Consider the following 22599-nt stretch of genomic DNA (forward strand, 5'->3'; position numbering starts at 1 on the left):
CAACAAGATAAATAAACATGAAACTAAACAACATCAAGCAAACATTCCTGGCTGGCGCTGCCCTGCTCTCAACAATCAGCATGAGCGCAGCCGACAGATTTGTGAATTTCAAGCAAGGAGACTTGCTGCTGAATGCCAATAACCGGGTAGAAATCTACATGGATACCAACGACTGCAAAGGAGTGAGCTATGCTGCTCATGCCCTGCTGAAAGATATAAAAAGTGTGAGTGGAGCCACAGCCACCCTCACCTCGAATGCCGGTTTTCTGAAAAAAAGCGACACAGTCCGACCAGCTATCCTCGTAGGCACCATCGGCCATTCTGCAGCCATCGACCAACTGGTGAAACAGAAGCGCATCAACGGAAATCTACTGAAGGGCAAACGTGAAAAGTTTATTATCACGCTCATAGATGGTCAACTCGTCATTGCTGGCAGCGACCGACGAGGCACCATCTACGGCATCTACGAACTCTCGCAGCAGATGGGCGTATCGCCTTGGTATGACTGGGCAGACGTACCTGTAGAGCACCACGATTCCATTTTCGTAAACAAAGGAATCTATACAGATGGCGAACCAGCCGTACGTTATCGCGGCATCTTCCTCAACGATGAGGCGCCTTGCCTAACGTCATGGGTAAAGAACACCTACGGCACCGAATATGGCGACCACCGTTTCTATCAGCGCGTTTTCGAACTGGTATTGCGACTAAGAGGTAACATGATGTGGCCTGCCATGTGGGGCTGGGCTTTCTATGCCGATGACCCTGAAAACGAGAAGACGGCAGATGAGATGGGCGTAGTGATGAGTACTTCCCATCATGAGCCGATGGCCCGCAACCACCAGGAATACGCCCGCAACCGAAAGGGATGGGGACCATGGAACTATCAGAAGAACAAGGCAAACCTGCAGAAGTTCTTCCGTGAAGGCATTGAGCGAATGAAGGGAACTGAACAGATTGTAACCATCGGAATGCGCGGCGACGGCGATGAAGCGATGAGCGAAGAGGCAGATACGAAGCTGATGACCAACATCATCAACGACCAGCGTAAGATTATCGCTGACGTAACCGGCAGAAAGGCTAGCGAAACCCCACAGGTTTGGGCACTATATAAAGAGGTATTGGATTACTACGACAAGGGCATGAAGGTGCCTGATGACGTAACCCTCCTGCTCTGCGATGACAACTGGGGTAACGTGCGCCGTGTGCCGAATGCCAAGGAACGCAAACACAAAGGCGGTTGGGGCTTATACTATCACGTAGATTACGTAGGTGCTCCAAGAAACTCAAAGATGCTCAATGTAACTCCTGTGCAGAATCCTTGGGAGCAGTTGACGCTTGCTTACGAGAATGGCATTGACCGTCTCTGGATTCTCAATGTTGGCGACCTCAAGCCGATGGAATATCCTATCAGCCAGTTTATGGACATGGCTTGGAATCCACATAAATACGATGTAAACAACATCACCCGTCATACCCGCGACTGGTGCGCACAGCAGTTTGGTGAATCGCAAGCTGATGAAGCTGCCCGCATTCTGAACCTCACCTGCAAGTACAACGGCCGCTGCACCCCTGAGATGCTCGACAAGAACACCTACAGTCTGGAAAACGGAGAATGGCAGGAGGTGGTAAATCAGTATCTCCAGCTCGAAGCCGATGCGCTGCGCCAGTACAACTGTCTGCCGGCATCCTATCACGATGCCTATCGCCAGATCATCCTCTTCCCTATCGAGATGATGAGCAATCTGCACCAGATGTACTTTGCCCAGACACAGAACCACGCCCTCTACAAGCAGGGCAATCCGAAGGCGAATGTATGGGCTGATGAATGCGAGCGCCTCTTCAAGCGCGATTCCCTGATCTGCGACTATTACAATCATAAGATGGCTGGCGGCAAGTGGAACGGCATGATGACCCAGAAGCATATCGGCTACAAGAGTTGGAATGATGATTTCGAGAAAGATACCTGTCCGGAACTCTTCCGGGTAACCTCCAAGGATGGAGTGATTATCAGCGAAAACAACGGCGTGGTAGAAATCGAAGCTCCTTACTATAGCAGCAAGACGGATGCTGCCGAGGCAAAATGGACAGAGATTCCATTCATGGGCAAAAGTGTAGCCGGTGTCACCCTGATGCCATACACCAAAAGCGTAAAAGGAGCCAGCCTCACCTACAGGTTCAAGATGAACGCTCTGGCACGCCAAGGCGCATCATCTGCTACTGACAGCAAGAAGGTACGCATACATATTATCACCAAATCTACCCTTGATTATCAGAACAAGGGCGGCATGACTTATGGCGTAAGCGTAGATGGAGCCGAGCCGGTCGTCGTCAACTTAAATCATAATCTGAACGAGAAGCCGGAGAATATCTACAACATCTACTATCCTACGGTAGCCTCCCGCATCATCGACAAGGTGATAGAAATAGAACTGCCCGTTACAGGCGATGGCATCCATACCCTTACTCTCACACCAAACGATCCTGCCATTATTTTCGAGAAGATTGTGATAGATGGAAGAGAAGGTAAACAGAGAGTCAAGGTGATATAATCTGCCGGATAAAAGCATTAATATAATATAAATCTCCCAACATTTCAGATAGAAAAGTTGGGAGATTTCATTTTTTCTCGTACCTTTGCAGTATATGTTAAATTAATACTGAAATTATGTTTAGTGGAATCGTAGAAGAAATGGCTACCGTCGTAGCTATCAGACATGATAAGGAGAACATCGACTTTACGTTGAAGTGCTCTTTCGTTGATGAACTCGGCATCGATCAGAGCGTGGCTCATAATGGTGTGTGCCTCACCGTAGTGGAAATAAAAGATGGCACGTATATCGTTACCGCCATGAAGGAAACCCTGGACCGCAGCAACCTGGGACTGCTCAAGGTAGGCGACAAGGTGAACGTAGAGCGTTCTATGGTGATGAACGGCCGTCTGGATGGTCATATCGTACAGGGACATGTGGACGAGACTGCCAAATGTATCGCTATGAAAGACGCTGATGGCTCTACTTATTTTACTTTCGAATATGAGCTCAATAAGGAAATGGCAAGAAAAGGCTATTTCACGGTGGACAAGGGCAGCGTTACCGTTAACGGCGTTTCGCTCACCGTCTGTGATCCTACAGACAACACATTTACCGTTGCTATCATTCCTTATACCAGAGAGAATACCAACTTCTGCGACATCGAAGTGGGAACGGCAGTAAATATAGAATTCGACATTTTGGGCAAATATATCGCTCGACTCAAGAGCTTTGAATAAGCCGGAAAAGTTAAGTACGGACGTTCTAAAAAACATGCACATTTCTTGCGTTTTGCGCACAAAGCAAGACTAAATGGGCATTTTTTTAATAAAATATTTGCGTAAGCCATAAAAAAGTGTTACTTTTGCCCCTGTGTTTTGTCCCAAATTGAACATTGGACAGTAACTTATTAGACGATAGCAAGTCTGACAATCGCACTAGACGACGTACAACTTGAGTACTGAGCACTAACAAACTTAGGAAATTATAACAATAACCATTTTTAAAAATATGAGTTTAAAAATCGTAGTACTTGCCAAGCAAGTACCTGACACAAGAAATGTGGGTAAGGATGCGATGACCGCCGAAGGCACAGTAAATCGCGCTGCCCTTCCTGCAATCTTCAATCCTGAAGATTTGAACGCATTGGAGCAGGCTCTCCGATTGAAAGAGCAGAATCCAGGTTCTACAGTTGGTATTTTGACTATGGGTCCTCCACGTGCTGGCGAAATCATCCGCCAGGGTCTTTATCGTGGTGCTGATACGGGTTGGTTGCTTACCGACCGTCTCTTTGCCGGTGCTGACACATTGGCTACTTCCTATGCCCTTGCTACTGGTATCCAGAAGATTGGTGACGTTGACATCGTAATCGGTGGTCGCCAGGCTATCGATGGTGATACAGCTCAGGTAGGACCGCAGGTGGCTCAGAAGTTGGGATTGAACCAGGTAACCTACGCAGAGGAAATCCTCAAGGTAGAGGATGGCAAGGCTACTATACGCCGCCTCATTGATGGTGGTGTGGAGACTGTTGAGGCTCCATTGCCATTGGTTATCACCGTAAACGGAAGTGCTGCTCCATGTCGCCCATGCAACGTGAAGCTCGTAATGAAATATAAATACGCTACCTGCCCTATGGAGCGCAAGGGTGATGAGCCTTGGGCCAACCTCTATGAAGAGCGCCCTTACCTCACTCTGAACCAGTGGAGTGTTGCCGATGTTGACGGCGACCCTGCACAGTGCGGTTTGAGCGGTTCACCTACCAAGGTGAAGGCCGTGAAGAACATCGTGTTCCAGGCTAAGGAAAGCAAGACCTTGACCAGCAGCGATGAAGACATCGACGGACTGATGAAGGAATTGTTGAACGAAAGTATTATCGGATAATTTTGAAAAAACAATGAACAACGTATTTGTATATTGCGAGGTAGAAGGCACAACCGTTGCCGAGGTATCTCAGGAATTGCTCACCAAGGGTCGTAAGCTCGCTAACCAGCAGGGCGTGGAGCTCCATGCCATCGTGGCTGGTACCGGCATCAAGGGTCAGGTAGAGGATCAGATTCTCCCTTATGGTGTAGATAAATTATTTGTTTTCGATGCTGAGGGATTGTTCCCATATACTTCAGCTCCTCATACAGACATTCTCGTCAACCTCTTCAAGGAGGAGAAGCCTCAGATAGCATTGATGGGTGCTACCGTTATCGGTCGCGACCTCGGTCCTCGTGTTTCTTCTTCATTGACCAGCGGTCTTACCGCCGACTGTACAGAACTTGAAATCGGTGATTACGACGATAAGAAGAGCGGCAAGCACTATGAGGGTCTGCTCTATCAGATTCGTCCTGCCTTCGGTGGTAACATCGTGGCTACTATCGTAAACCCAGACCACCGTCCACAGATGGCTACAGTCCGCTCTGGCGTGATGCAGAAGAGCATCTACGAGGGTGAGTGCAAGAAGGAAGTAGTTTACCCTGAGGTAAGCAAGTATGTTCCTGCTGAGGACTTCGTAGTAAAGGTACTCGACCACCACGTAGAGGCTGCCAAGCACAACCTGAAGGGTTCTGCCATCGTCGTAGCCGGCGGTTATGGCGTAGGAAGCAAGGAAGGCTTCGACCAGCTCTTCGAATTGGCTCATCTCCTCCATGGTGAGGTAGGTGCTTCCCGTGCTGCAGTAGATGCAGGTTGGGTAGATCACGACCGTCAGATTGGTCAGACTGGTGTTACCGTTCATCCTAAGGTATATATCGCTTGCGGAATCTCTGGTCAGATTCAGCACATCGCAGGTATGCAGGATTCAGGCATCATCATCTCTGTAAACAACGATCCTGATGCTCCAATCAACAAGATTGCCGATTACGTTATCAACGGCAATGTTGAGGATGTGGTTCCTAAGCTCATCAAGTACTACAAGCAGAATTCTAAGTAATCTGCATTACACATTATTTAAATAAGAAAAGCAAAATGGCTAATTATTATACAGACCATCCTGAGATAGAGTTCCACTTGAATCATCCGCTTATGAAGCGTGTTGTGGACTTGAAGGAAAGAAATTATGTAGAAAAAGACCAGTTTGAAGATGCTCCTGTCAACTATGAGGATGCCATCGAGAACTACAAGCGATTGCTGGATATTACCGGCGATGTAGCTGCTAACATCATCGAACCAAACTCTGAGGATGTTGACCTCGAAGGTCCACACTTGGAGAATGGCCGCATGATCTATGCCAGCAAGACATTCGAGAACCTCGATGCTACCCGCAAGGCTGGCCTCTGGGGCTTGTCTATGCCTCGCCGTTACGGCGGCTTGAACCTGCCTAACGCCATCTTCTCTATGGCTTCTGAAATCATTGCTGCTGCCGATGCCGGTTTCCAGAACATCTGGTCTCTCCAGAGCTGTATCGATACACTCTATGAGTTCGGTTCTGAGGAGCAGCGCCAGAAGTACATCCCTCGCATCTGCGCTGGCGAGACCATGAGTATGGACTTGACTGAGCCTGATGCAGGTTCTGACTTGCAGCGCGTAATGCTGAAGGCTACACAGGATGAGGACGGCACATGGCGTCTGAACGGTGTGAAGCGTTTCATCACCAATGGTGACTCAGACATCCACCTGGTTCTGGCTCGTTCTGAAGAAGGCACCAAGGATGGTCGTGGTCTTTCTATGTTCATCTACGACAAGCGTGATGGCGGCGTAACCGTTCGTCACATCGAGCACAAGTTGGGTATTCACGGTTCTCCTACCTGCGAGTTGGTTTACAAGAATGCCAAGGCTGAGCTTTGCGGTAACACCCGTCTCGGATTGATTAAGTACGTAATGGCTTTGATGAACGGTGCCCGTCTGGGTATCGCAGCTCAGAGTGTAGGTGTTGAGCAGGAGGCTTACAACGAGGGCCTGGCTTATGCCAAGGAGCGTGCTCAGTTTGGAGAGAAGATCATCAACTTCCCAGCTATATACGACATGCTTTCAAGAATGAAGGCTAAGTTGGATGCAGGCCGTTCACTCCTCTACTGCTGCGCTCGCTACGTAGATATCTACAAGGCTTTGGAAGACATCGCCCGCGACACTAAGCTCACTCCAGAGGAGCGTCAGGAAATGAAGAAATACACCCGCTTGGCTGATGCATTTACTCCATTGGCTAAGGGTATGAACTCAGAGTATGCCAACCAGAATGCATACGATGCCATCAGCATTCACGGTGGTTCTGGTTTCATCATGGAGTACAAGTGCCAGCGCCTGTTCCGTGATGCCCGCATCTTCTCTATCTACGAGGGAACCACCCAGCTTCAGGTAGTAGCAGCTATCCGCTACATCACCAACGGCACTTATCTCAGCATCATCAAGGAGATGTTGGAGAATGAGGTATCAGATGACTTGAAGTCATTGAAGGAGCGTGTAGCTAAACTCGTAGAACTTTACGAGGCAGCCATCAACAAGGTGAAGGAAGCAAACGATCAGGCAGTTCACGACTTCCTGGCTCGCCGTCTCTACAACATGACTGGCGACATCGTAATGTCTCTTCTCATCCTCGACGATGCTACCAAGGCACCAGAGATGTTCCAGAAGAGTGCCAATGTTTATGTTCGCATGGCAGAGGAGGAAGTTCTCGGTCATTCAGCATACATCCAGAACTTCAAGGCAGAAGACTTGGAGAGCTTCAAGGCATAAGATTATCATTACAAATATTATATAAAAAGTCCGTGGGAATTTGCTTTCCTACGGACTTTTTCATTTTATTTTTTCTTCTTTGTATTACTTCGAGTCATTGTTGGGTCTGCCACAAATTTTTGCTGCGGATGTCTTACCGTAAACTTATTCGCTTCATGGTTCGACCTAAAAGTTGGTGTATAGTCGTACAACTAAAGAGGGTTGCCACTAGGCTCAGCAGACCTTCCGACTGCAGTCAGCAGACCTGCTGACTAGGCTCAGCAGAGCTGCTGACTGCAGTCGGAATCTTCTAGAAACAGGCTTCGTATACTTAATATATTAGTTCATTGAATCTGATTAAACGCCTTTCGTTACTTACCCAGTCGTCTCGGTGCGTTTATTCAGTCATATTAGGCTTTAGCAGTAAACAATAATCTCTTTTTATAATCACAGCCATTCCCGAAAAGTGAAACAAATAACCAAAATCGGAAATAGGGATTTTCCCTTCTACTTTAGGGAATCCTTCTCTTTTTATTTCAAAAGAAAGCTGTACTTTTGCAACCATAAAACAATATAATAACTTATAAAAACAGTTTAGCTTATGAAAAGGAATGATTGGATGGCGCTCATCGCCACAACCATATTGATGTTTGCCGTATGCCTCTCGGCTTCGGCTAAAGGAAAAAGAAACGTAGAGCGCGGAATGACCAAACAAGAAGTGATTGCCATCTTGGGAGAGCCTAAGCTCACCAGTTTCGACATGTATGGGGACAAATGGGAATATGCCAAATATAATAATCTGTTTGGAGATTCCAAGTATATCACGGTCTTCTTCGACAGAAACGGAAAGGTTGTGCAGTACGATACAAGAATCATAGAACCCAACAGCCAGACATCGAATGTACAGCAGTCACACCCAACTCCACCCCTCTACGATGGAAGATGTGATCCAGATGGCAGAATGGATTACGGCTATTGTCTCGATGATGCTTCCTTCTCCAAACTATATAATAAGGTGAAGAAGGCAAGCTTTGATGACAACAAGTTCGACCTGATAGAAGTGGCTAGCCTCGGCTGTTACTATTCTTGTGCCCAAGCCGTCAGCATGATGAATATATTCACTTTTGGTGACAGCAAGATGAAAGCCCTCAGACTGATGGCTCCTCATATCATAGATTTGCAGAATGCCACTATCATCTATCAGCAATTCAGTTTTGAAAGCGAAAAGCAAAAGGTAGGAGAAATATTAAGAAGCAGCAGAATATCTCCTCAAAACTTGCATATTCAATGAAAAAGCATTAATTTTGCAGTCAAAAATTGCAAAATAAATGAATACAAAGATATTATCAAAAGACAAAGACCCGATGGGTGCCGCTATCCTTGATTATCAGAAATCGGGAAGAGCAGGAAGATTACGTGTGATCTCCTCTATGTTCGAAGAGGACGAAATGCCGGTGAAACATCTCTTCAGAAAAGTTGAAGAGATGCCGATGCTGGAGCAGAAGGCCTTGCAACTCACAAAAGGGCGTGTACTGGATATCGGAGCCGGCAGCGGCTGCCATACGCTCGCCTTGCAGGAGAAAGGCTTGGAGGTAAAAGCCATTGATATTTCTCCTCTGAGCTGCGAAGCGATGGAACTGAGAGGAGTAAAGGATGCGGAATGCATCAATCTTTTCGATGAACATCTGGAAACAGGGTTCGATACCATCCTCCTCCTGATGAACGGAACGGGTATCGCCGGAAAGATAGAACATCTCCCTACCCTCTTCAACCGTCTCAAGGCTTTGCTCAACAAGGGCGGACAGATTCTTATTGATTCCTCCGACCTCAAATATATCTACGAGAATGAAGACGGAAGTTTCGACATCAATCTGAATGGTGCCTACTATGGTGAAGTGGATTATCAGATGATTTACAAAGACATTAAGGGAGACTGTTTCGACTGGCTCTACGTAGATTTCCCATTGCTCAAATCCATCGCCGAAACCTGCGGTCTGCATGGCGAACTCGTGGCAGAAGGCGAACATTACGACTATCTGGCTAGGATTTTCTAAGCATATAAAGATAAAAGGAGTTAAGATGATGGTCTTAACTCCTTTTTATCTTTTCTTTCTATTTAATCGTCGAAATCGTGACGTCTGAGAAATCATTCATATAATCCAGAATCTCCAGCGTATGGAACCCCCGTTTGGCTTTTATTTCAATGCTCGCCTCCACAAATTCTTCCTTAGAAAATCTCCGTTCTTTCAGTTCGTAAGAATGAACTTCCATGCCTTTCTGTTTGATTTTACTGATGAATTCCTTCACGCTGTCCCTTGATGGAGCAGAGAAATTCAGTTCGATGGTAGAGGTTCCCAACTGCGGTATCAGATAATTCAGCACCTCCAGTCCCATCAACACCATCATCGTAGTAATAGCTGCAGCCACATACATTCCCGTACCGCACGCCAGACCGATGGCTGCCGTCACCCACAAGCCTGCAGCAGTAGTCAAGCCCCTGACCACATTCTTCTGGAAGATGATGGTACCGGCACCCAGGAATCCGATACCCGAAACCACTTGGGCAGCAACGCGCGAGGAATCCTTCAGATCAAAGCCAAATCCATACTGGGAAACAACACAGAAAAGTGCACTACCCAGGGCTACCAGGAAGTGAGTGCGGAACCCCGCCTCCTTGGCACGGTATTCTCTTTCGATACCTATCGCTCCTCCCAAAATGAGAGCCAGAGACAGGCGAACAGTCAGGTCTATATAGGTTGCATCCATAAATATCCTTTCTTTTTAAAAGATGAAAGAAGCATCACAAAATGCCTCTATTTGATGTTATCAATGCAAATATACAACTTTTCTTTGAAAGAAAGGCGAGAATTTCAAAAAAATAATGTATCTTTGCAACTGTTAGTGCCTATTTCGGCAATTTATTCACAAATACACATTTATTTATATACATGGCAACAGTTGACGACAAGAAGATCATCTTCTCAATGGTGGGCGTATCTAAGATTATCCCACAAAACCAGAAACAGATTCTGAAGAACATCTACCTATCGTTCTTCTACGGAGCAAAAATCGGTATCATCGGTTTGAACGGTGCCGGTAAATCTACGTTGATGAAAATCATCGCAGGACTTGAGCAACCTACCCAGGGTGAGGTGGTTTGGAGCCCAGGCTACTCTGTGGGCTACTTGCCTCAGGATCCTCCGCTCGACGAGAACAAGACCGTGAAGGAAAACGTGATGGAGGGTGTGCAGAAAATCTATGATGCACTCGCAGAATACGAGGACATCAACAATAAGTTCGGTCTCGAAGAATATTACGGAGACCCTGATAAGATGGACAAGCTGATGCAGCGTCAGGCTGAGGTGCAGGATATCATTGATGCAACCGATGCCTGGAACATCGACTCCAAGCTGGAGCGTGCGATGGCTGCCCTACACTGTCCTCCTGGCGATTGGCCTGTTACCAATCTCTCGGGTGGTGAGCGCCGCCGTGTGGCCCTCTGCCGCCTGCTCCTGCAGAAGCCGGATGTACTCCTGCTTGATGAGCCTACCAACCACCTGGATGCTGAGAGCATCGACTGGCTGGAGCAGCACCTGCAGCAGTATGAGGGTACGGTAATCGCCGTAACCCACGACCGCTACTTCCTCGACGACGTGAGCGAGTGGATTCTGGAGTTGGATCGTGGCGAAGGTATTCCATGGAAGGGCAACTATTCTTCATGGCTCGACCAGAAGACCAAGCGAATGATTCAGGAGGAGAAGACTGCCTCTAAGCGCCGCAAGACATTGGAGCGCGAGTTGGAATGGGTTCGCATGGCACCTAAGGCCCGTCAGGCTAAGGGTAAGGCTCGTCTGAACTCTTACGAGCAGATGCTCAACCAGGAGCAGAAGGAGCGCGAGGAGAAGCTGGAGATCTTCATCCCTAACGGTCCTCGTCTGGGTAACAAGGTTATCGAGGCGCAGCATGTAAAGAAGGCGTTCGGCGAAAAGGTTCTCTTCAACGACCTCAACTTCATTCTTCCTCCTAACGGCATCGTAGGTGTAATCGGTCCTAACGGAGCCGGCAAGACTACCCTCTTCCGCCTCATTATGGGCTTGGATCAGGCAGATGGCGGCACATTCGAGGTGGGTGAGACCGTGAAGCTGGCTTATGTTGACCAGCAGCACAAGGACATCGACCCTCAGAAGACTGTTTACGAGGTGATTTCTCAGGGCAACGAAACCTTGCGTCTGGGTGGCAGAGATGTGAATGCACGTGCTTACATCAGCCGCTTCAACTTCTCGGGCACCGACCAGAGCAAGCTCTGCAGCGTTCTCTCGGGTGGTGAGCGTAACCGTCTGCAGTTGGCATTGGCATTGAAGCAGGAAGGCAATGTTTTGCTCCTCGATGAGCCTACCAACGACATCGACGTGAACACCCTCCGTGCCTTGGAGGAAGGTTTAGAGGCATTTGCCGGTTGTGCGGTGGTAATCAGCCACGACCGCTGGTTCCTCGACCGAATCTGTACCCACATTCTTGCCTTCGAGGGCAATGGTGAGGTCTTCTTCTTCGAGGGCAGCTATTCTGAATATGAAATCAACAAGGCGCGCCGCCTGGGCGATACAGAAATCAAGAAGGGTCGCTACCGCAAGTTGATGGAGGAATAAAGATTCGAAAAAGATAAAGAAGAACTCGGTTCTGAAACAATAAAAAACAAAAGAAAAGGTGTGTCTTTGCCTTAAGACACACCTTTTTTGTTTCTATGCAGCCGTTTTCAAAAGCTTTACCAGATGCAACCAGGACGTTCAGAAAACTGCGTCGCGACGTATCTGGCTGTACGTCGGGACATAACGATTATTACGTCGGGACGTATCAGATGCTACGTCGGGACGTAATTTCTTCTATGTCGTCAGTTAAATTGCAAAAAAACAAATGAAAAAGCCAAGCATTGAACCGAAAAAAAGGATTTTTGCTCAATGCTTTCTTAGTTTTCACCCCAAAATCCCTCTAAAACACCTATATTTCGCTGGTTTTTATGGCAATATATGGCAGATAAAACCGAAGAACAGAGAATTGCCATACACATAACACATTCGTAATCAAAGAGATAACCTATCAATATGGCAATATGGCAATTCTTTGACGCAAAAACAAAAAAAACATATAATACAGCAGATAGGGAAAACTAATCTTTTTCAATATTCTACCTGTTGCAGCTAACCCAAAAGGGTGCGCCATAAAAATATGACGCACCCTCTTTTTTGTTTCTATGCAGCCGTTTTCATAAGAAACTATCGCTGTATCAGATTTACTTATAGATTTCTACGTCATCTACAGCTATATAAGCAGGCGCATTATAACCATACTTCCCCTTCATATCTTCTGAAGCCTCATAGTTTACCTTCAAGCTGCTAATCTCGCCAAGAGAAGAGAGATCAACATACTGCCAGCTCTTCAAAGAGTTTGTACCATTCTGAACTGTGTACTTAACTGTACCTGTAGATGTAGTACCATCAGCCTTGAAACCTTCGAACACAACAGAGATTTGGGTAGAACTTTTAGCCTTTGCACAGAAGCCATCGCCATTAGCCATCACATTGAGGAAGTAAGTACCATTGGTAATCCAAAGGCCTTTCATGGTGTGAGCCTTACCATCCTTAAAGTCAAGAACAGGAGAACCATAAATCATCAAGAAGTTGCTGCCAGAGTGAGCTGCAAGATCTGCAGGAATAGAAAGCTGTGTATTAGATGTACCTTCCGCAATGGTACTGTGATAGTTAGAAACAGCAGCACCGCCATTCCAATAAGCCCAAGACATGCCATGACCATAATCTGCACCATTTATCTTTGAATGCAAAGAAGTTGTAGCATCAGTCCACTCATACACACCATTATCCTCTGTAAAGCCGCTACCACTCTCTCCATAGAGCTTCTTTCCACCATACTGAGCATTATCAATCAATGCATTCCAGTTACTACCCTCGAAAGTGATGGTCTCATACTTAGGAGTGTTGTCATCGTCGTCGTCACTACATGCTGTGAAGAAACTAGTGGCACACACAAGTGCCAACAAATAAAAATACTTTTTCATCATTGTTCTTTTGTTTATTACTAAAATTATCTTATTATTTATTATCTCTTTCTACTCTTGGCACTGATTGACTTCTGTAGATGCAGGTCCTCAGCCCCACTCACTTCTGTGGAAGTCTCACCAAGCCAACCACACATTTGATTCTGTGCACTATACACTCTCACGAAGTCGATGTGGTCGAGTGCCACTGACTTGCGATTCTTATCAACTGCCCATGAAATATCGAAGCTACAGCCATCGATGTCGCTATTGCTCACATTGTCAACATATCCATATCGGAAGGCATCACAAATCCAATGGGTTCCAGTGCCGCTGGTATCATGACCATTACGTGGCAAAAGGGTACCCTCGAAACGCAATGGACTTGACAGCCACAAAGGGAAATATTCCTGGGCATGAAAAGTGTTGCGATTAACAACTCCACTCTTGCCCTGATTGTCTGTCCACGGAATATCTTGCATGGCATCCTTGGTATAGGTTATCTCATAGCCATGTACCACCTTGCCCACACTGTCAACATCAGCACTACCCGAAAGTTCATACCAAGGATCGTCGGGCAAACCATTGCCATTCACATCCTGCGACACCATCACGATGCCAGGCTCACTATTGTCCTTGAAAGCATTGCCCTTGATGTAAAGGTCTTTCTCACCTTTCACATTCGCTATAGAATGATCGAAATGAAAGGTGATGTAACCACCATAGGCACCCAGGCTCACCAAACCACCCTTGTCACCGCCGATGGCTTCGGTACATTTCCTTGCCATCGTCTTAGCATCGTCACCCTCCTCATACTGAGGCAGGGTGTTGATGAACTGTCCCGGTGCGGGCATATACTCGTCCACCGCCAAGATATACTTGCTATACTCCTCGGCTGGTTGGCTCGGATCCGACGATGACAACTGAGGTTTGCGATAAACAAACGAAGCCTCAGCCGGAATATCACCTGTCCATACTCGCCAGTCGAAGGTGCCGTCTGCCTTGAAATGAAGCAATTCGCCACTTGATACGTAATTTTTAGCATCCATCAGGTAGAAATCTTTCTTCTGAGGATTGACGATGATGCCGTATGGCATCTCGATGGATTGTATCTCCGGAGCACTAGACAAGGAATGAGCAATTACCTTGTGTTGGCTGACATTCACGATACCATACTCTATCGAATTTTTCTTTGAAGTCTCATTCCACTGCACACCTATATAATATAGTGAATCGCCCACGATACACATGTTGGAGACCGGCACTTCCAGTTCACCTCCCTTTTCCATCTGCCCTGCAGCATTAGGCTTGAGCCAATACAATCGTGAAGGCACCTCCTTGTAGTCGCCTCGGGAACTCACCCATAGCTGTCCATACTTATCGGCACGACAGCGATGCAAGTTGATTGCCACATCAATCTTCCGCTCCTCCTTAAAGGTCGTGAGGTCGATGACGCTCACCGTACGATCGTAGTTGGGATTGCGATAACCGCCACTGTTGGCAACATACAGTTTGCCATGCACAACAGCCAATTCATCGGGCTGATAGCCCACCGTCACCTTGTCCACTACCTTCATGGTCAGCGTGTCCACCTTATAAACAGCTCCCACTTCGGCATCCTGGCGCATATTCACAGGAGCCACATAGGCACTCACATAGGCAAATCCCCCATCAAAGGCAAGGTATCGACAGTTGGGGATGTCTATCTTCGCTACTTTTTTGCAAGTATAGGCATCTGCCACCTCCACCTTGTTGGAGCAGTTGATGACCATCCACAGTTTGGAGCCATATATCTTGATATCATTGCCAACATCACCCAGTTCCTTAATCTCGTTAGGATTGCGTTCAGAGTAGATGTTGCGATGATAAATGACGTTTTCACTATTATCACCCGACAAATCCAGATAGTCGAGGGTAGCCTTGTTGCTGCCCATATTGCCCTGGTTGAGCAAGTAGAGTCCCATGACATCGCCCTTCTCTGCCTTACTGCCTGTATCCTCAGGCTCAGATGAGATGACGGTGTCGCTATCCCGACACGACTGCATACATAGAGCCAGAAAACAAAGCAAGGCTAAGAACCAAGACTTCGCCAGATTGGGTTGATGATATATCTTATCCTTCATTTTTTTCAAAAGTTATATTCCAATGTCAGCATATAATTGCGCTTCGGCATCGGATAGTTAAGTATCACGTCATAATCCTGACTGAAGATGTTGTTGACATCCAGTCTTGCCGACCATCTCCTGGCATGATAAACCACGCTCATGTCGTGCGTATACCAGGGCTGGAGATGGTTGTAGAGGATGTTCTCTTGCTGCGAATAACGTTCACCGGAATAGATGAAGCTATACGCCAAGTCCAACTCTCGCCATGACAGACCCAAGATTGCTGACCCACTGTGCCATGGGATATAAGGTATCTGGTCCTTATAATAAGAGGTATTGGGATCGGTCACGTCGCGAGCATCCTGATAAGTGTACTGCAAGCGGGCCGTAACTTTCCAATCCTTGGCTGGCTCCAGTCCCACTTCTGCCATGGCATCGACGCCCTTGATGTGTACCTTGCCCAAGTTGAGCATCGTCCAACGGAATTGCTGTCCCTTGGGATAAGCTACAATTTTGTCGTACACCGTATTGTAATAGCCATCCACCTGTAAGCGGAAATGGTCGACGATGCCTTGCTTCCAATCCTTGTTCAGCACAAATCCCAGGTCATATTGCAATGCCGACTCTGGATTCAACTTACTGTTACCCATATCTGCATAGTAGAGGTCGTTGAAGGTCGGCATGCGGAAGCTTTTCTTAGCGAAGGCCCTCACTGCCAGCAACTTGGATTCGAACGGATAGACATTTACAAAGAATGCTGGCGTCAGTGTGCTGCGAGATGACGAAGACGCCCCATACTTCACATGGTCCTTGACCACCTGCTCCACCAACGAGGCTTGTGCCTGGATGCGTGATAACGTCAATGCCGTGGCTAACGACACGAAGTTGGAGTAACGATGAGGGAAAGCAAAGTCCACCATATTGGCATTCAACTTGTTCCACTTGAAGTCATAGCTCATTGAGACACTCCACTTTGACAATATCTCATAGACATTCGAAGTGGAGAAATACATCTCCTGCTGACGATAGGTATTGTCTACATGTATCTGCGTCTCATCATTATTGACATAGCGCGTCACATAATAGGCATACTTAGCCAATGCCTTGGTAGAGAATTTGTCACCAAATGACTTTTGGAATACAGCCTGTCCGAAGGTATTGTGGTCCCACTGGCGTTCGCCTCGTCGCCACACATTATTGACGATGGCACCAGGTATTCCCCTTTCCGAATGGTAGGTATATGCCTTCACGTTCCAATATCCATCGGCAATGCCTCCCCTCACATTTTCCTCAACACGGAAAGCCCAGATGTCACCATTGTGGCGCACGGCGGTGGTATCATAAGCCACCGTATTATCTTCGGTCACTCGCCTATAACGAAACTTATAGCGACCGCTCGATGTCAGCACACCTGTACTTAACGAGGAAGATATATGATCGGAGAGTTTCTGCTCCCAAAGCGATGAAAACCGGAAGGTATCGCTCGACCCATACTTAGCCCTCACCAACAAGTTGTATCGCCTGCCCATCATGAAGCGGGGAGCCTTGGTACGGATATAGACGGAGCCAGCATTACCAAAGTCGCTCGCTGGTTGGAAGATGGCACTACGCTGACCGTTGTAGAGCGAAATCTCCTCCACATTGTCGAGCGAGAACTGCCCCAAGTCTATCTGCCCGTTCTGTGCATTGCCCAGTTCGATGCCGTCATAGAAGATACCCAAGTGATTGGTACCCATACTGCGAATGTTGACTGTCTTGATGCCACCCACGCCTCCATAATCCTTGAGCTGCAGGCCCGAGAAATAACGCAAGGCATCGGCTACCGACAAGGAATTCAACTTTTTGAGTTCCTCACCTCCCAATGTCTGTGATGGAATAGTTTCCCTGGATATCAATCGTGAGGTAACCACAACCTCTTGGATGTGATGCACTCGTACAGAGTCCTGCGTTTCGCCATTGGCAAAGGCAGACCCTGCAACAACACCCAGCATGGCTATTGCAAACAATCTTTTCATCTACTATTATGTTTTTATCTTCATTCAAAAGCCTAACCCACGAGGCTCAATGATTTCATCCTCCATCACTTTCTGATGGTAGAGATGGCAACGGCAGGTCTTCTGACTTGCGTCCTCAAACTCATGGCAAGCGGTCTTCCCGAAAAATTGTCAGTGACCATGGTGCTTGCCGCAATAAGACGCTTACAGCAGCGGGACTGTCCGGGCTTCTCACCCGATTCCCTTTTAATCACTACGCACTCATCCTGCCTGAGGCGGCAGAAGGTGGCAGCAAACCAATTGCGGGTGCAAAGTTACTATAAAAAAATGAATAAAAAGATAACTTTATCCGCTTTTTTATTCCAGCAAGGATAAAATTATCTTTTTATTCAGAGTTCAGTTTATTCTTTTACGATTTCCAGGAGTTCTGCGAAATCATCGATGATCCATTCGGCAGAGGCGAGCTGCTGGCGGTTTCCGTTGCCATAAGTCACGGCACAGGCCTTGCAGCCGGCATGATGCGCCATATCTACATCGAAGTTCATATCGCCCACCACGAGGGTTTCATCTGCCGTTCCCTTCATCTCCTTCAATGCCTTGAAGACCATATCGGGTGCCGGCTTCGCATGCTCCACATCATCGCCTGCAACAATGGAAGAGAATATATCCTCCAGCTGCATCTGATGTACGTATCCATCCAGCGAGCAATGGTTTCGACTGCTGGCCATACCCAATACAAACCCACAGCGATGCAACTCTCTCAGGGTTTCTATTACGTGAGGAAAGGGCTGCACGATCATCGTCATCTTGTTCTCCAGGAAGATTTCGCGATAGGTTGCTGCGCATTCCATTCCCTCCTCAGCACTCATTCCGAAGAGCGAAACGAAGGCCTCATCCAATCGAAGACCGATGGTCTTGGCACAAGCCTCCTCCGATTTCACTTCCAGCTTTCTTGCACGCATCGTATCCTGCAGAGTCTTCACTATGAGACTCTGCGAATCGCCGATGGTTCCATCAAAATCAAAAATTATATACTTCATTATTCTTACCTTATTTGAAAACGGTCACAAAGGTACAGATAATAACTGAAACTACAAAGCAAATTGCTCACGAATTGCCTTTATTATGTTATTACGAGCCACTTCTGGCTTCATCGCCTCAACCAATGGCATTTCTTCAGGAGTAACCTGAACAACTCTATCAAATCCTGCATCCAGCATAGCCTTTCTATCGCTAACTCCGCCCGATACTAGCCAGATTTTCTGATTGGTAACATGCTCCAGAATTCTTTGCGGCAACTTCCCCATCAAGGTCTGACGGTCGCTATGACCTTCGCCCGTAATCACGAAATCAGCATCCTGAATGAGCACATCAACCTCTATTTTCTCTAAAAGCAGTTCAGCCCCTGGACGAGCCTCTGCATTGAAATATTGCAGGAAAGCATAACCCAGTCCTCCGGCCGCACCAGCCCCAGGAGCCTCACTTCTATCATATCCGAAATGCTTGGCACTTACCTCGGCAAACTTCCTCGCCCTATCATCCAACATCTGCACCATCTTAGCATCAGCTCCCTTCTGAGGGGCAAAAACATGAGCCGCCCCATTTTCGCCGCAAAGCGGGTTGGTAACATCCGAAGCCAACACAAAACTGCATTCCTGGCGGATTTTCTTCCAGTCGTCGCCCATCGCCTTGAGCATTCCAATGCCGCAATCGGATGTGGCGCTGCCACCCAAGCCCACGATGAAACGTCGCACGCCCCGGCGATAAGCATTCATAATCATCTCGCCCACGCCCCAGGAAGTAGCCTTCATCGGGTTGCGCTGTTCAGGCTCAATCAGAGCCAGTCCGGCGGTCTGCGCAATCTCGATAATCGCCGTATCATCCACGATTCCGTATTCCGCCTCAATCCATCTCATCAGCGCATCATGGGCATGAATCCTCACTCGCTCTCCCTTCATCGCCGAAAGAAAAGCATCGAGCATTCCCTCTCCACCATCACTCATTTCCAGGGTAATAATTTCGGAAGAAGCAGCATCCGCATTCCATTCCTTCACTCCCGAAGCAATCGCCTCATTTACCTCTCTGCTCGAAAGGCAACCCTTATAAGAGTCGCAAGCAATTATTATCTTCTTATATCCAGCCCCATCCATCAGTCTGAGGCCATCATTTTTCCTATCCATATCCTATTTATATTATATCATTCCAAGAATCATCGCCTATCAAGCGATTTCCCTTTCAGCCCGCAAAATTAGCCATTATTCCTGAAACCACAAACCTTTTTTGGAAAAACTTTCAAAAACAGATGCTTCAGATAAGAGCTGATAGAAAAAAGAGGTTAAAACATTTGGCTATTAAAAAGATTCCTCGTATTTTTGCAGTAGATTTTTCAAAGGTTTTCTAAAGGTTAAAGGCTTATGTGCAAATATGAAGAAATAGAAGGTTGGCGACTCTCGAATGGCAAGACGATTCGGGAAATCAACAATGCCGTACACGATGAGGTGGAACGAATCTACCTGGAAGCGTGGGCGAAAGGTATTTCCGTGCCGTATTTTGAAAACGGAAAAACCTATCTTGCTAATCCTGATGGAAGCGATGTAGAAGCAACTCTTGATTTTGCGACACGCGAATATACTATCATAAAACAAGTTGCAGCTCCAGGAAAGGGGAAAATGAGTTACTTGCTCCATTAATTATTTATGTGTTGCCATTCACATCGAGAAATCAGGCAAGCATCAGATAACAGATCACCCAGCCGAGTGGTTCGACAAATACTTCAAAGAAGCATTCGATGCGCTTGTTGATGGATAGGAAGAATAGTTCTTTTACAAGATTCTAGCAAATCATTTTATACCCAATTCCCCTCACATTGATGATTCTGATATTTTCATCGGCAGATAACTTGTGGCGGAGCTTGGTGATGAAAACATGGAGACTGCGGGAATTGAAGAAGCTGTCATCGCCCCAGAGTTGCAGGAGAATATCCTTGCTCTCTACCACATTGTTCTTGCTCTCCACAAGCATGCGAAGGATTTCTGATTCACGATGTGACAGTTCTGTATCTTTACCATCCAACTGCAGAATCTGACTGGTAACATTCAGGCGATAACGACCGATGGAGAGCCATTGATCAGCAGCATCCGGATTATCAGGAGAAACATTCCCCCCTTCCTGTTCTTCAGAAGAAATATTTCCTGCAGAAGCCCGATGACAAAGCGACTTAATACGGACGATGAGCTCCTGGATGGCAAACGGCTTCTTCAGATAATCATTGCCACCCAATTCAAATCCCTCTACCACATCATTCACCGCCGAACGAGCCGTGAGGAAAAGCACAGGAGTACGGGAATCTGTCTTGCGGATACGGCGCACCATCTCGAAACCATCCATTTTGGGCATCATCACATCCGCAACCAGCACATCAGGCTTCTGGTCATCAAACATACGAAGCCCCTCTTCGCCATCATGCGCAGTGCGCATCTCGAAGCCCTGCGCCTCCAAGGTGTCGCTCAGAATCATCGCCAAGGATGTTTCGTCTTCTACCAGTAATACTTTTATCTTATTCATTTTTTACTTTTTACTTTTAAGATTAAGACTTGGGAGACCAGCGATGGAATCGCTGGGAACGGGGGTGCAAAGGGGACTAGGTTCCTTTTACCTTTTTACCTTTAAGAAAATGCAGGGTAAAGCAGCTTCCTTTTCCCGGATCGCTTTCTACGGAAACAGAACCGCCCATTTTCTCCATCAGGCTCTTGACATAGAAAAGGCCGAGACCATAGCCCTTGACCGTATATTTATTGCCATCCGTCACCCGATAGAACTTGTCGAAAATATAAGGCAATTTATCGTGGTCAATACCGATTCCATTATCTGATACGGAAACCAGCACTTCATCCTCGGCTTTTTGGAAAGCCTTGATTTCTATATTCACGCTATCTTCAGAATACTTGATGGCATTGTCTATGAGATTGCTCACGATGTTTGAGAAATGCATCCGGTCGGCATGAACCATCAGATTTTCCGGTTTTACGGACAACGAAATATTCACCTTTTTATCCGTTCTTTCTTCTGATTTCACTTTCAGCTGATGCTGGGAGATTAATGGTTCAATCACCTCCTTCATTGGAACTTCCACAATATTGAGAAGCATCGATTTCCGTCGTTCCATACTCATCGACAGAATCTGTTCCACCAATCCGCTGAGCGTCTTCAACTGCTTCTGGGCGATGGTGAGATACTTGCGCGCCTTATCAGGATGCTGGAGCATTCCGTAGTTCAGCAGGGAGTCGGTGGCAGCATAGGCTACGGCTATCGGAGTCTTCAATTCGTGCGTGATATTATTGGTGAAATCACTTTTCATCTCATCAAGCGTCTTCTGCTTGAGCATCGTATGAATCAGGAACCAGAAGACGAAAGCCAGGATGAGCATGATGAAGAGCGATGTGGCAAGGATGCCTGCCATCTGGCTGAGCACAGTCATCGTAAGCGGCTCTAGGGTAAGGACATATTTCTCCTCATTCGCCTCCCCCTCATTACAAACCACATATTGGTATTGCTTGGCATTGGCGGAAGGCACATACCCCTTCGTCGTCACTTTCGCCAAAACCTTCTTTTCTGCAAAAAGCTGAATCTGATGCGGAAGCGGATGAATATCGTCGCCCACCAACAAACTGTCTGAAAGCATCTTGGCAACCCATGCACTGTCATAGTCATTGATGTCAGGTTTGGCGATTTCATTCAATTTGCCAAACAGCGCTTGTTGCACCATAGTTGCCAGCTTGCCCGACATCATCATCATCAATTCCTGGTCCTTGTCATCTTCACGACGCTTCTCTTGCTTGGTAAAAGTTGTTTGAACAGACTGAACGATCTTTCCTCCACGAACCTTTTTCACCTTTACCTTTTGATCAATATCATCGTCTTCATCCATAGAAAAAGCAACAGTACCCGTCAGTTGTCTATGAGGCCCTTTATCATCATTGCGCAATCGTTCGATTCGCTTCTTCATCTCCATGAAGTGAGCGTACTCCATTCCACCCTTAATTTTCGCTTCAACCTCCTTTTCCTGAGACTGATAAAGCCCCACGAGCCAATAGGTCTGATATGCGAAGATGCAGACCAGAGCCGTGATGACGAGCGTAACTATGTATTTAAGATGTAACTTCATGCTTGCAAAAGTAATAAAAAAGAAGATAAGTAAGATACTTTTCAGGGAATTATTTCTGATTTGATAAGACTAAATAACACTTCTGATAAGACTTGATAATCAAAATTCCTTGCTGACACGA

At 46.9% G+C, this 22599-nt stretch carries 18 protein-coding genes and 1 riboswitch; of the genes, 9 read left to right on the forward strand and 9 right to left on the reverse strand.

What is annotated here, in order from left to right; all coding sequences use genetic code 11:
- The first annotated feature begins 17 nt into the window (after positions 1 to 17).
- From KUA48_RS05420 to KUA48_RS05440, 5 genes are all read left to right on the forward strand, one after another.
- A complete protein-coding gene (locus KUA48_RS05420) occupies positions 18 to 2552 on the forward strand; it encodes a glycosyl hydrolase 115 family protein (RefSeq protein ID WP_218432403.1) in 2535 nt (844 codons plus the stop codon).
- Between the two features lie 116 nt (positions 2553 to 2668).
- Positions 2669 to 3271, forward strand: coding sequence for a riboflavin synthase (locus tag KUA48_RS05425; protein ID WP_218432404.1), 603 nt, complete (start codon positions 2669 to 2671; stop codon positions 3269 to 3271).
- Positions 3272 to 3542: 271 nt separating this feature from the next.
- A complete protein-coding gene (locus KUA48_RS05430) occupies positions 3543 to 4412 on the forward strand; it encodes an electron transfer flavoprotein subunit beta/FixA family protein (RefSeq protein WP_006847063.1) in 870 nt (289 codons plus the stop codon).
- A 13-nt stretch (positions 4413 to 4425) separates the two neighbouring features.
- The gene (locus tag KUA48_RS05435) at positions 4426 to 5448 is read left to right on the forward strand and encodes an electron transfer flavoprotein subunit alpha/FixB family protein (protein ID WP_006847062.1); all 1023 of its coding nucleotides are present in this window, start codon (positions 4426 to 4428) and stop codon (positions 5446 to 5448) included.
- Between the two features lie 35 nt (positions 5449 to 5483).
- Positions 5484 to 7187, forward strand: a complete 1704-nt coding sequence (locus KUA48_RS05440) for an acyl-CoA dehydrogenase family protein (RefSeq protein ID WP_153080266.1) — start codon at positions 5484 to 5486, stop codon at positions 7185 to 7187.
- A 376-nt stretch (positions 7188 to 7563) separates the two neighbouring features.
- On the opposite strand, the gene KUA48_RS05445 is transcribed toward KUA48_RS05440, so the two are convergent.
- Positions 7564 to 7731 carry a hypothetical protein gene (locus KUA48_RS05445; RefSeq protein ID WP_153073310.1) on the reverse strand — a complete coding sequence of 56 codons (168 nt, stop codon included), beginning with the start codon at positions 7729 to 7731 and terminating at the stop codon, positions 7564 to 7566.
- A gap of 36 nt (positions 7732 to 7767) precedes the next feature.
- On the opposite strand from KUA48_RS05445, the gene KUA48_RS05450 reads away from it, so the two are divergent.
- Together KUA48_RS05450 and KUA48_RS05455 are read left to right on the forward strand one after the other, a co-directional pair.
- A complete protein-coding gene (locus tag KUA48_RS05450) occupies positions 7768 to 8457 on the forward strand; it encodes a DUF4476 domain-containing protein (RefSeq protein WP_218432405.1) in 690 nt (229 codons plus the stop codon).
- A 37-nt stretch (positions 8458 to 8494) separates the two neighbouring features.
- On the forward strand, positions 8495 to 9220 hold the full coding sequence (locus KUA48_RS05455) for a bifunctional 2-polyprenyl-6-hydroxyphenol methylase/3-demethylubiquinol 3-O-methyltransferase UbiG (RefSeq protein ID WP_218432406.1): 726 nt from the start codon (positions 8495 to 8497) through the stop codon (positions 9218 to 9220).
- Between the two features lie 58 nt (positions 9221 to 9278).
- Here KUA48_RS05455 and KUA48_RS05460 read toward each other — a convergent pair whose 3' ends face one another.
- Positions 9279 to 9932, reverse strand: coding sequence for an MgtC/SapB family protein (locus tag KUA48_RS05460; protein WP_022120191.1), 654 nt, complete (start codon positions 9930 to 9932; stop codon positions 9279 to 9281).
- 182 nt (positions 9933 to 10114) lie between these two features.
- Here KUA48_RS05460 and ettA point away from each other — a divergent pair, with 182 nt between their 5' ends.
- Positions 10115 to 11812: an energy-dependent translational throttle protein EttA gene (gene ettA / locus KUA48_RS05465; RefSeq protein WP_218432407.1), complete on the forward strand. Its 1698-nt coding sequence runs from the start codon at positions 10115 to 10117 to the stop codon at positions 11810 to 11812.
- A gap of 641 nt (positions 11813 to 12453) precedes the next feature.
- Here the strand turns inward: ettA and KUA48_RS05470 are convergent.
- The 5 genes from KUA48_RS05470 to KUA48_RS05490 form a co-directional block, all read right to left on the reverse strand.
- Positions 12454 to 13239, reverse strand: a complete 786-nt coding sequence (locus KUA48_RS05470) for a DUF4465 domain-containing protein (protein ID WP_218432409.1) — start codon at positions 13237 to 13239, stop codon at positions 12454 to 12456.
- 38 nt (positions 13240 to 13277) lie between these two features.
- Positions 13278 to 15338, reverse strand: a complete 2061-nt coding sequence (locus KUA48_RS05475) for a YncE family protein (RefSeq protein ID WP_218432411.1) — start codon at positions 15336 to 15338, stop codon at positions 13278 to 13280.
- Positions 15339 to 15343: 5 nt separating this feature from the next.
- Positions 15344 to 17335 (reverse strand): TonB-dependent receptor, encoded by a 1992-nt coding sequence (locus KUA48_RS05480; protein ID WP_218432413.1) that lies wholly within the window; start codon positions 17333 to 17335, stop codon positions 15344 to 15346.
- A gap of 74 nt (positions 17336 to 17409) precedes the next feature.
- Positions 17410 to 17630, reverse strand: a riboswitch (cobalamin riboswitch).
- A gap of 85 nt (positions 17631 to 17715) precedes the next feature.
- Positions 17716 to 18354, reverse strand: coding sequence for an HAD family hydrolase (locus tag KUA48_RS05485; RefSeq protein WP_218432415.1), 639 nt, complete (start codon positions 18352 to 18354; stop codon positions 17716 to 17718).
- Between the two features lie 51 nt (positions 18355 to 18405).
- A complete protein-coding gene (locus KUA48_RS05490; RefSeq protein ID WP_218432417.1) occupies positions 18406 to 19494 on the reverse strand; it encodes a glycerate kinase in 1089 nt (362 codons plus the stop codon).
- A gap of 234 nt (positions 19495 to 19728) precedes the next feature.
- Between KUA48_RS05490 and KUA48_RS05495 the strand changes: the two genes are divergently transcribed.
- Positions 19729 to 20004 (forward strand): hypothetical protein, encoded by a 276-nt coding sequence (locus tag KUA48_RS05495; RefSeq protein ID WP_006846406.1) that lies wholly within the window; start codon positions 19729 to 19731, stop codon positions 20002 to 20004.
- Between the two features lie 142 nt (positions 20005 to 20146).
- On the opposite strand, the gene KUA48_RS05500 is transcribed toward KUA48_RS05495, so the two are convergent.
- Both KUA48_RS05500 and KUA48_RS05505 read right to left on the reverse strand, forming a co-directional pair.
- Complete coding sequence (locus KUA48_RS05500) at positions 20147 to 20878, reverse strand: response regulator transcription factor (RefSeq protein ID WP_218432419.1); 732 nt, start codon at positions 20876 to 20878, stop codon at positions 20147 to 20149.
- A gap of 76 nt (positions 20879 to 20954) precedes the next feature.
- Positions 20955 to 22478: a sensor histidine kinase KdpD gene (locus KUA48_RS05505; RefSeq protein ID WP_218432420.1), complete on the reverse strand. Its 1524-nt coding sequence runs from the start codon at positions 22476 to 22478 to the stop codon at positions 20955 to 20957.
- Positions 22479 to 22599: the final 121 nt, after the last annotated feature.

The sequence above is a fragment of the Segatella copri genome (genome assembly GCF_019249795.2).
Classification (GTDB): Bacteria; Bacteroidota; Bacteroidia; order Bacteroidales; family Bacteroidaceae; genus Prevotella; species Prevotella copri_B.

Bases quoted from the DNA above. Each gene is read 5' to 3' on its own strand.
- KUA48_RS05480 (WP_218432413.1), bottom strand. From the start codon at position 17,335: ATGAAAAGATTGTTTGCAATAGCCATGCTGGGTGTTGTTGCAGGGTCT.
- KUA48_RS05460 (WP_022120191.1), bottom strand. From the start codon at position 9,932: ATGGATGCAACCTATATAGACCTGACTGTTCGCCTGTCTCTGGCTCTC.
- KUA48_RS05500 (WP_218432419.1), bottom strand. From the start codon at position 20,878: ATGAATAAGATAAAAGTATTACTGGTAGAAGACGAAACATCCTTGGCG.
- KUA48_RS05470 (WP_218432409.1), bottom strand. From the start codon at position 13,239: ATGATGAAAAAGTATTTTTATTTGTTGGCACTTGTGTGTGCCACTAGT.
- KUA48_RS05475 (WP_218432411.1), bottom strand. From the start codon at position 15,338: ATGAAGGATAAGATATATCATCAACCCAATCTGGCGAAGTCTTGGTTC.
- KUA48_RS05495 (WP_006846406.1), top strand. From the start codon at position 19,729: ATGTGCAAATATGAAGAAATAGAAGGTTGGCGACTCTCGAATGGCAAG.
- KUA48_RS05505 (WP_218432420.1), bottom strand. From the start codon at position 22,478: ATGAAGTTACATCTTAAATACATAGTTACGCTCGTCATCACGGCTCTG.
- KUA48_RS05420 (WP_218432403.1), top strand. From the start codon at position 18: ATGAAACTAAACAACATCAAGCAAACATTCCTGGCTGGCGCTGCCCTG.
- KUA48_RS05450 (WP_218432405.1), top strand. From the start codon at position 7,768: ATGAAAAGGAATGATTGGATGGCGCTCATCGCCACAACCATATTGATG.
- KUA48_RS05455 (WP_218432406.1), top strand. From the start codon at position 8,495: ATGAATACAAAGATATTATCAAAAGACAAAGACCCGATGGGTGCCGCT.
- KUA48_RS05435 (WP_006847062.1), top strand. From the start codon at position 4,426: ATGAACAACGTATTTGTATATTGCGAGGTAGAAGGCACAACCGTTGCC.
- KUA48_RS05430 (WP_006847063.1), top strand. From the start codon at position 3,543: ATGAGTTTAAAAATCGTAGTACTTGCCAAGCAAGTACCTGACACAAGA.
- KUA48_RS05425 (WP_218432404.1), top strand. From the start codon at position 2,669: ATGTTTAGTGGAATCGTAGAAGAAATGGCTACCGTCGTAGCTATCAGA.
- KUA48_RS05485 (WP_218432415.1), bottom strand. From the start codon at position 18,354: ATGAAGTATATAATTTTTGATTTTGATGGAACCATCGGCGATTCGCAG.
- KUA48_RS05440 (WP_153080266.1), top strand. From the start codon at position 5,484: ATGGCTAATTATTATACAGACCATCCTGAGATAGAGTTCCACTTGAAT.
- ettA (WP_218432407.1), top strand. From the start codon at position 10,115: ATGGCAACAGTTGACGACAAGAAGATCATCTTCTCAATGGTGGGCGTA.
- KUA48_RS05445 (WP_153073310.1), bottom strand. From the start codon at position 7,731: ATGGTTGCAAAAGTACAGCTTTCTTTTGAAATAAAAAGAGAAGGATTC.
- KUA48_RS05490 (WP_218432417.1), bottom strand. From the start codon at position 19,494: ATGGATAGGAAAAATGATGGCCTCAGACTGATGGATGGGGCTGGATAT.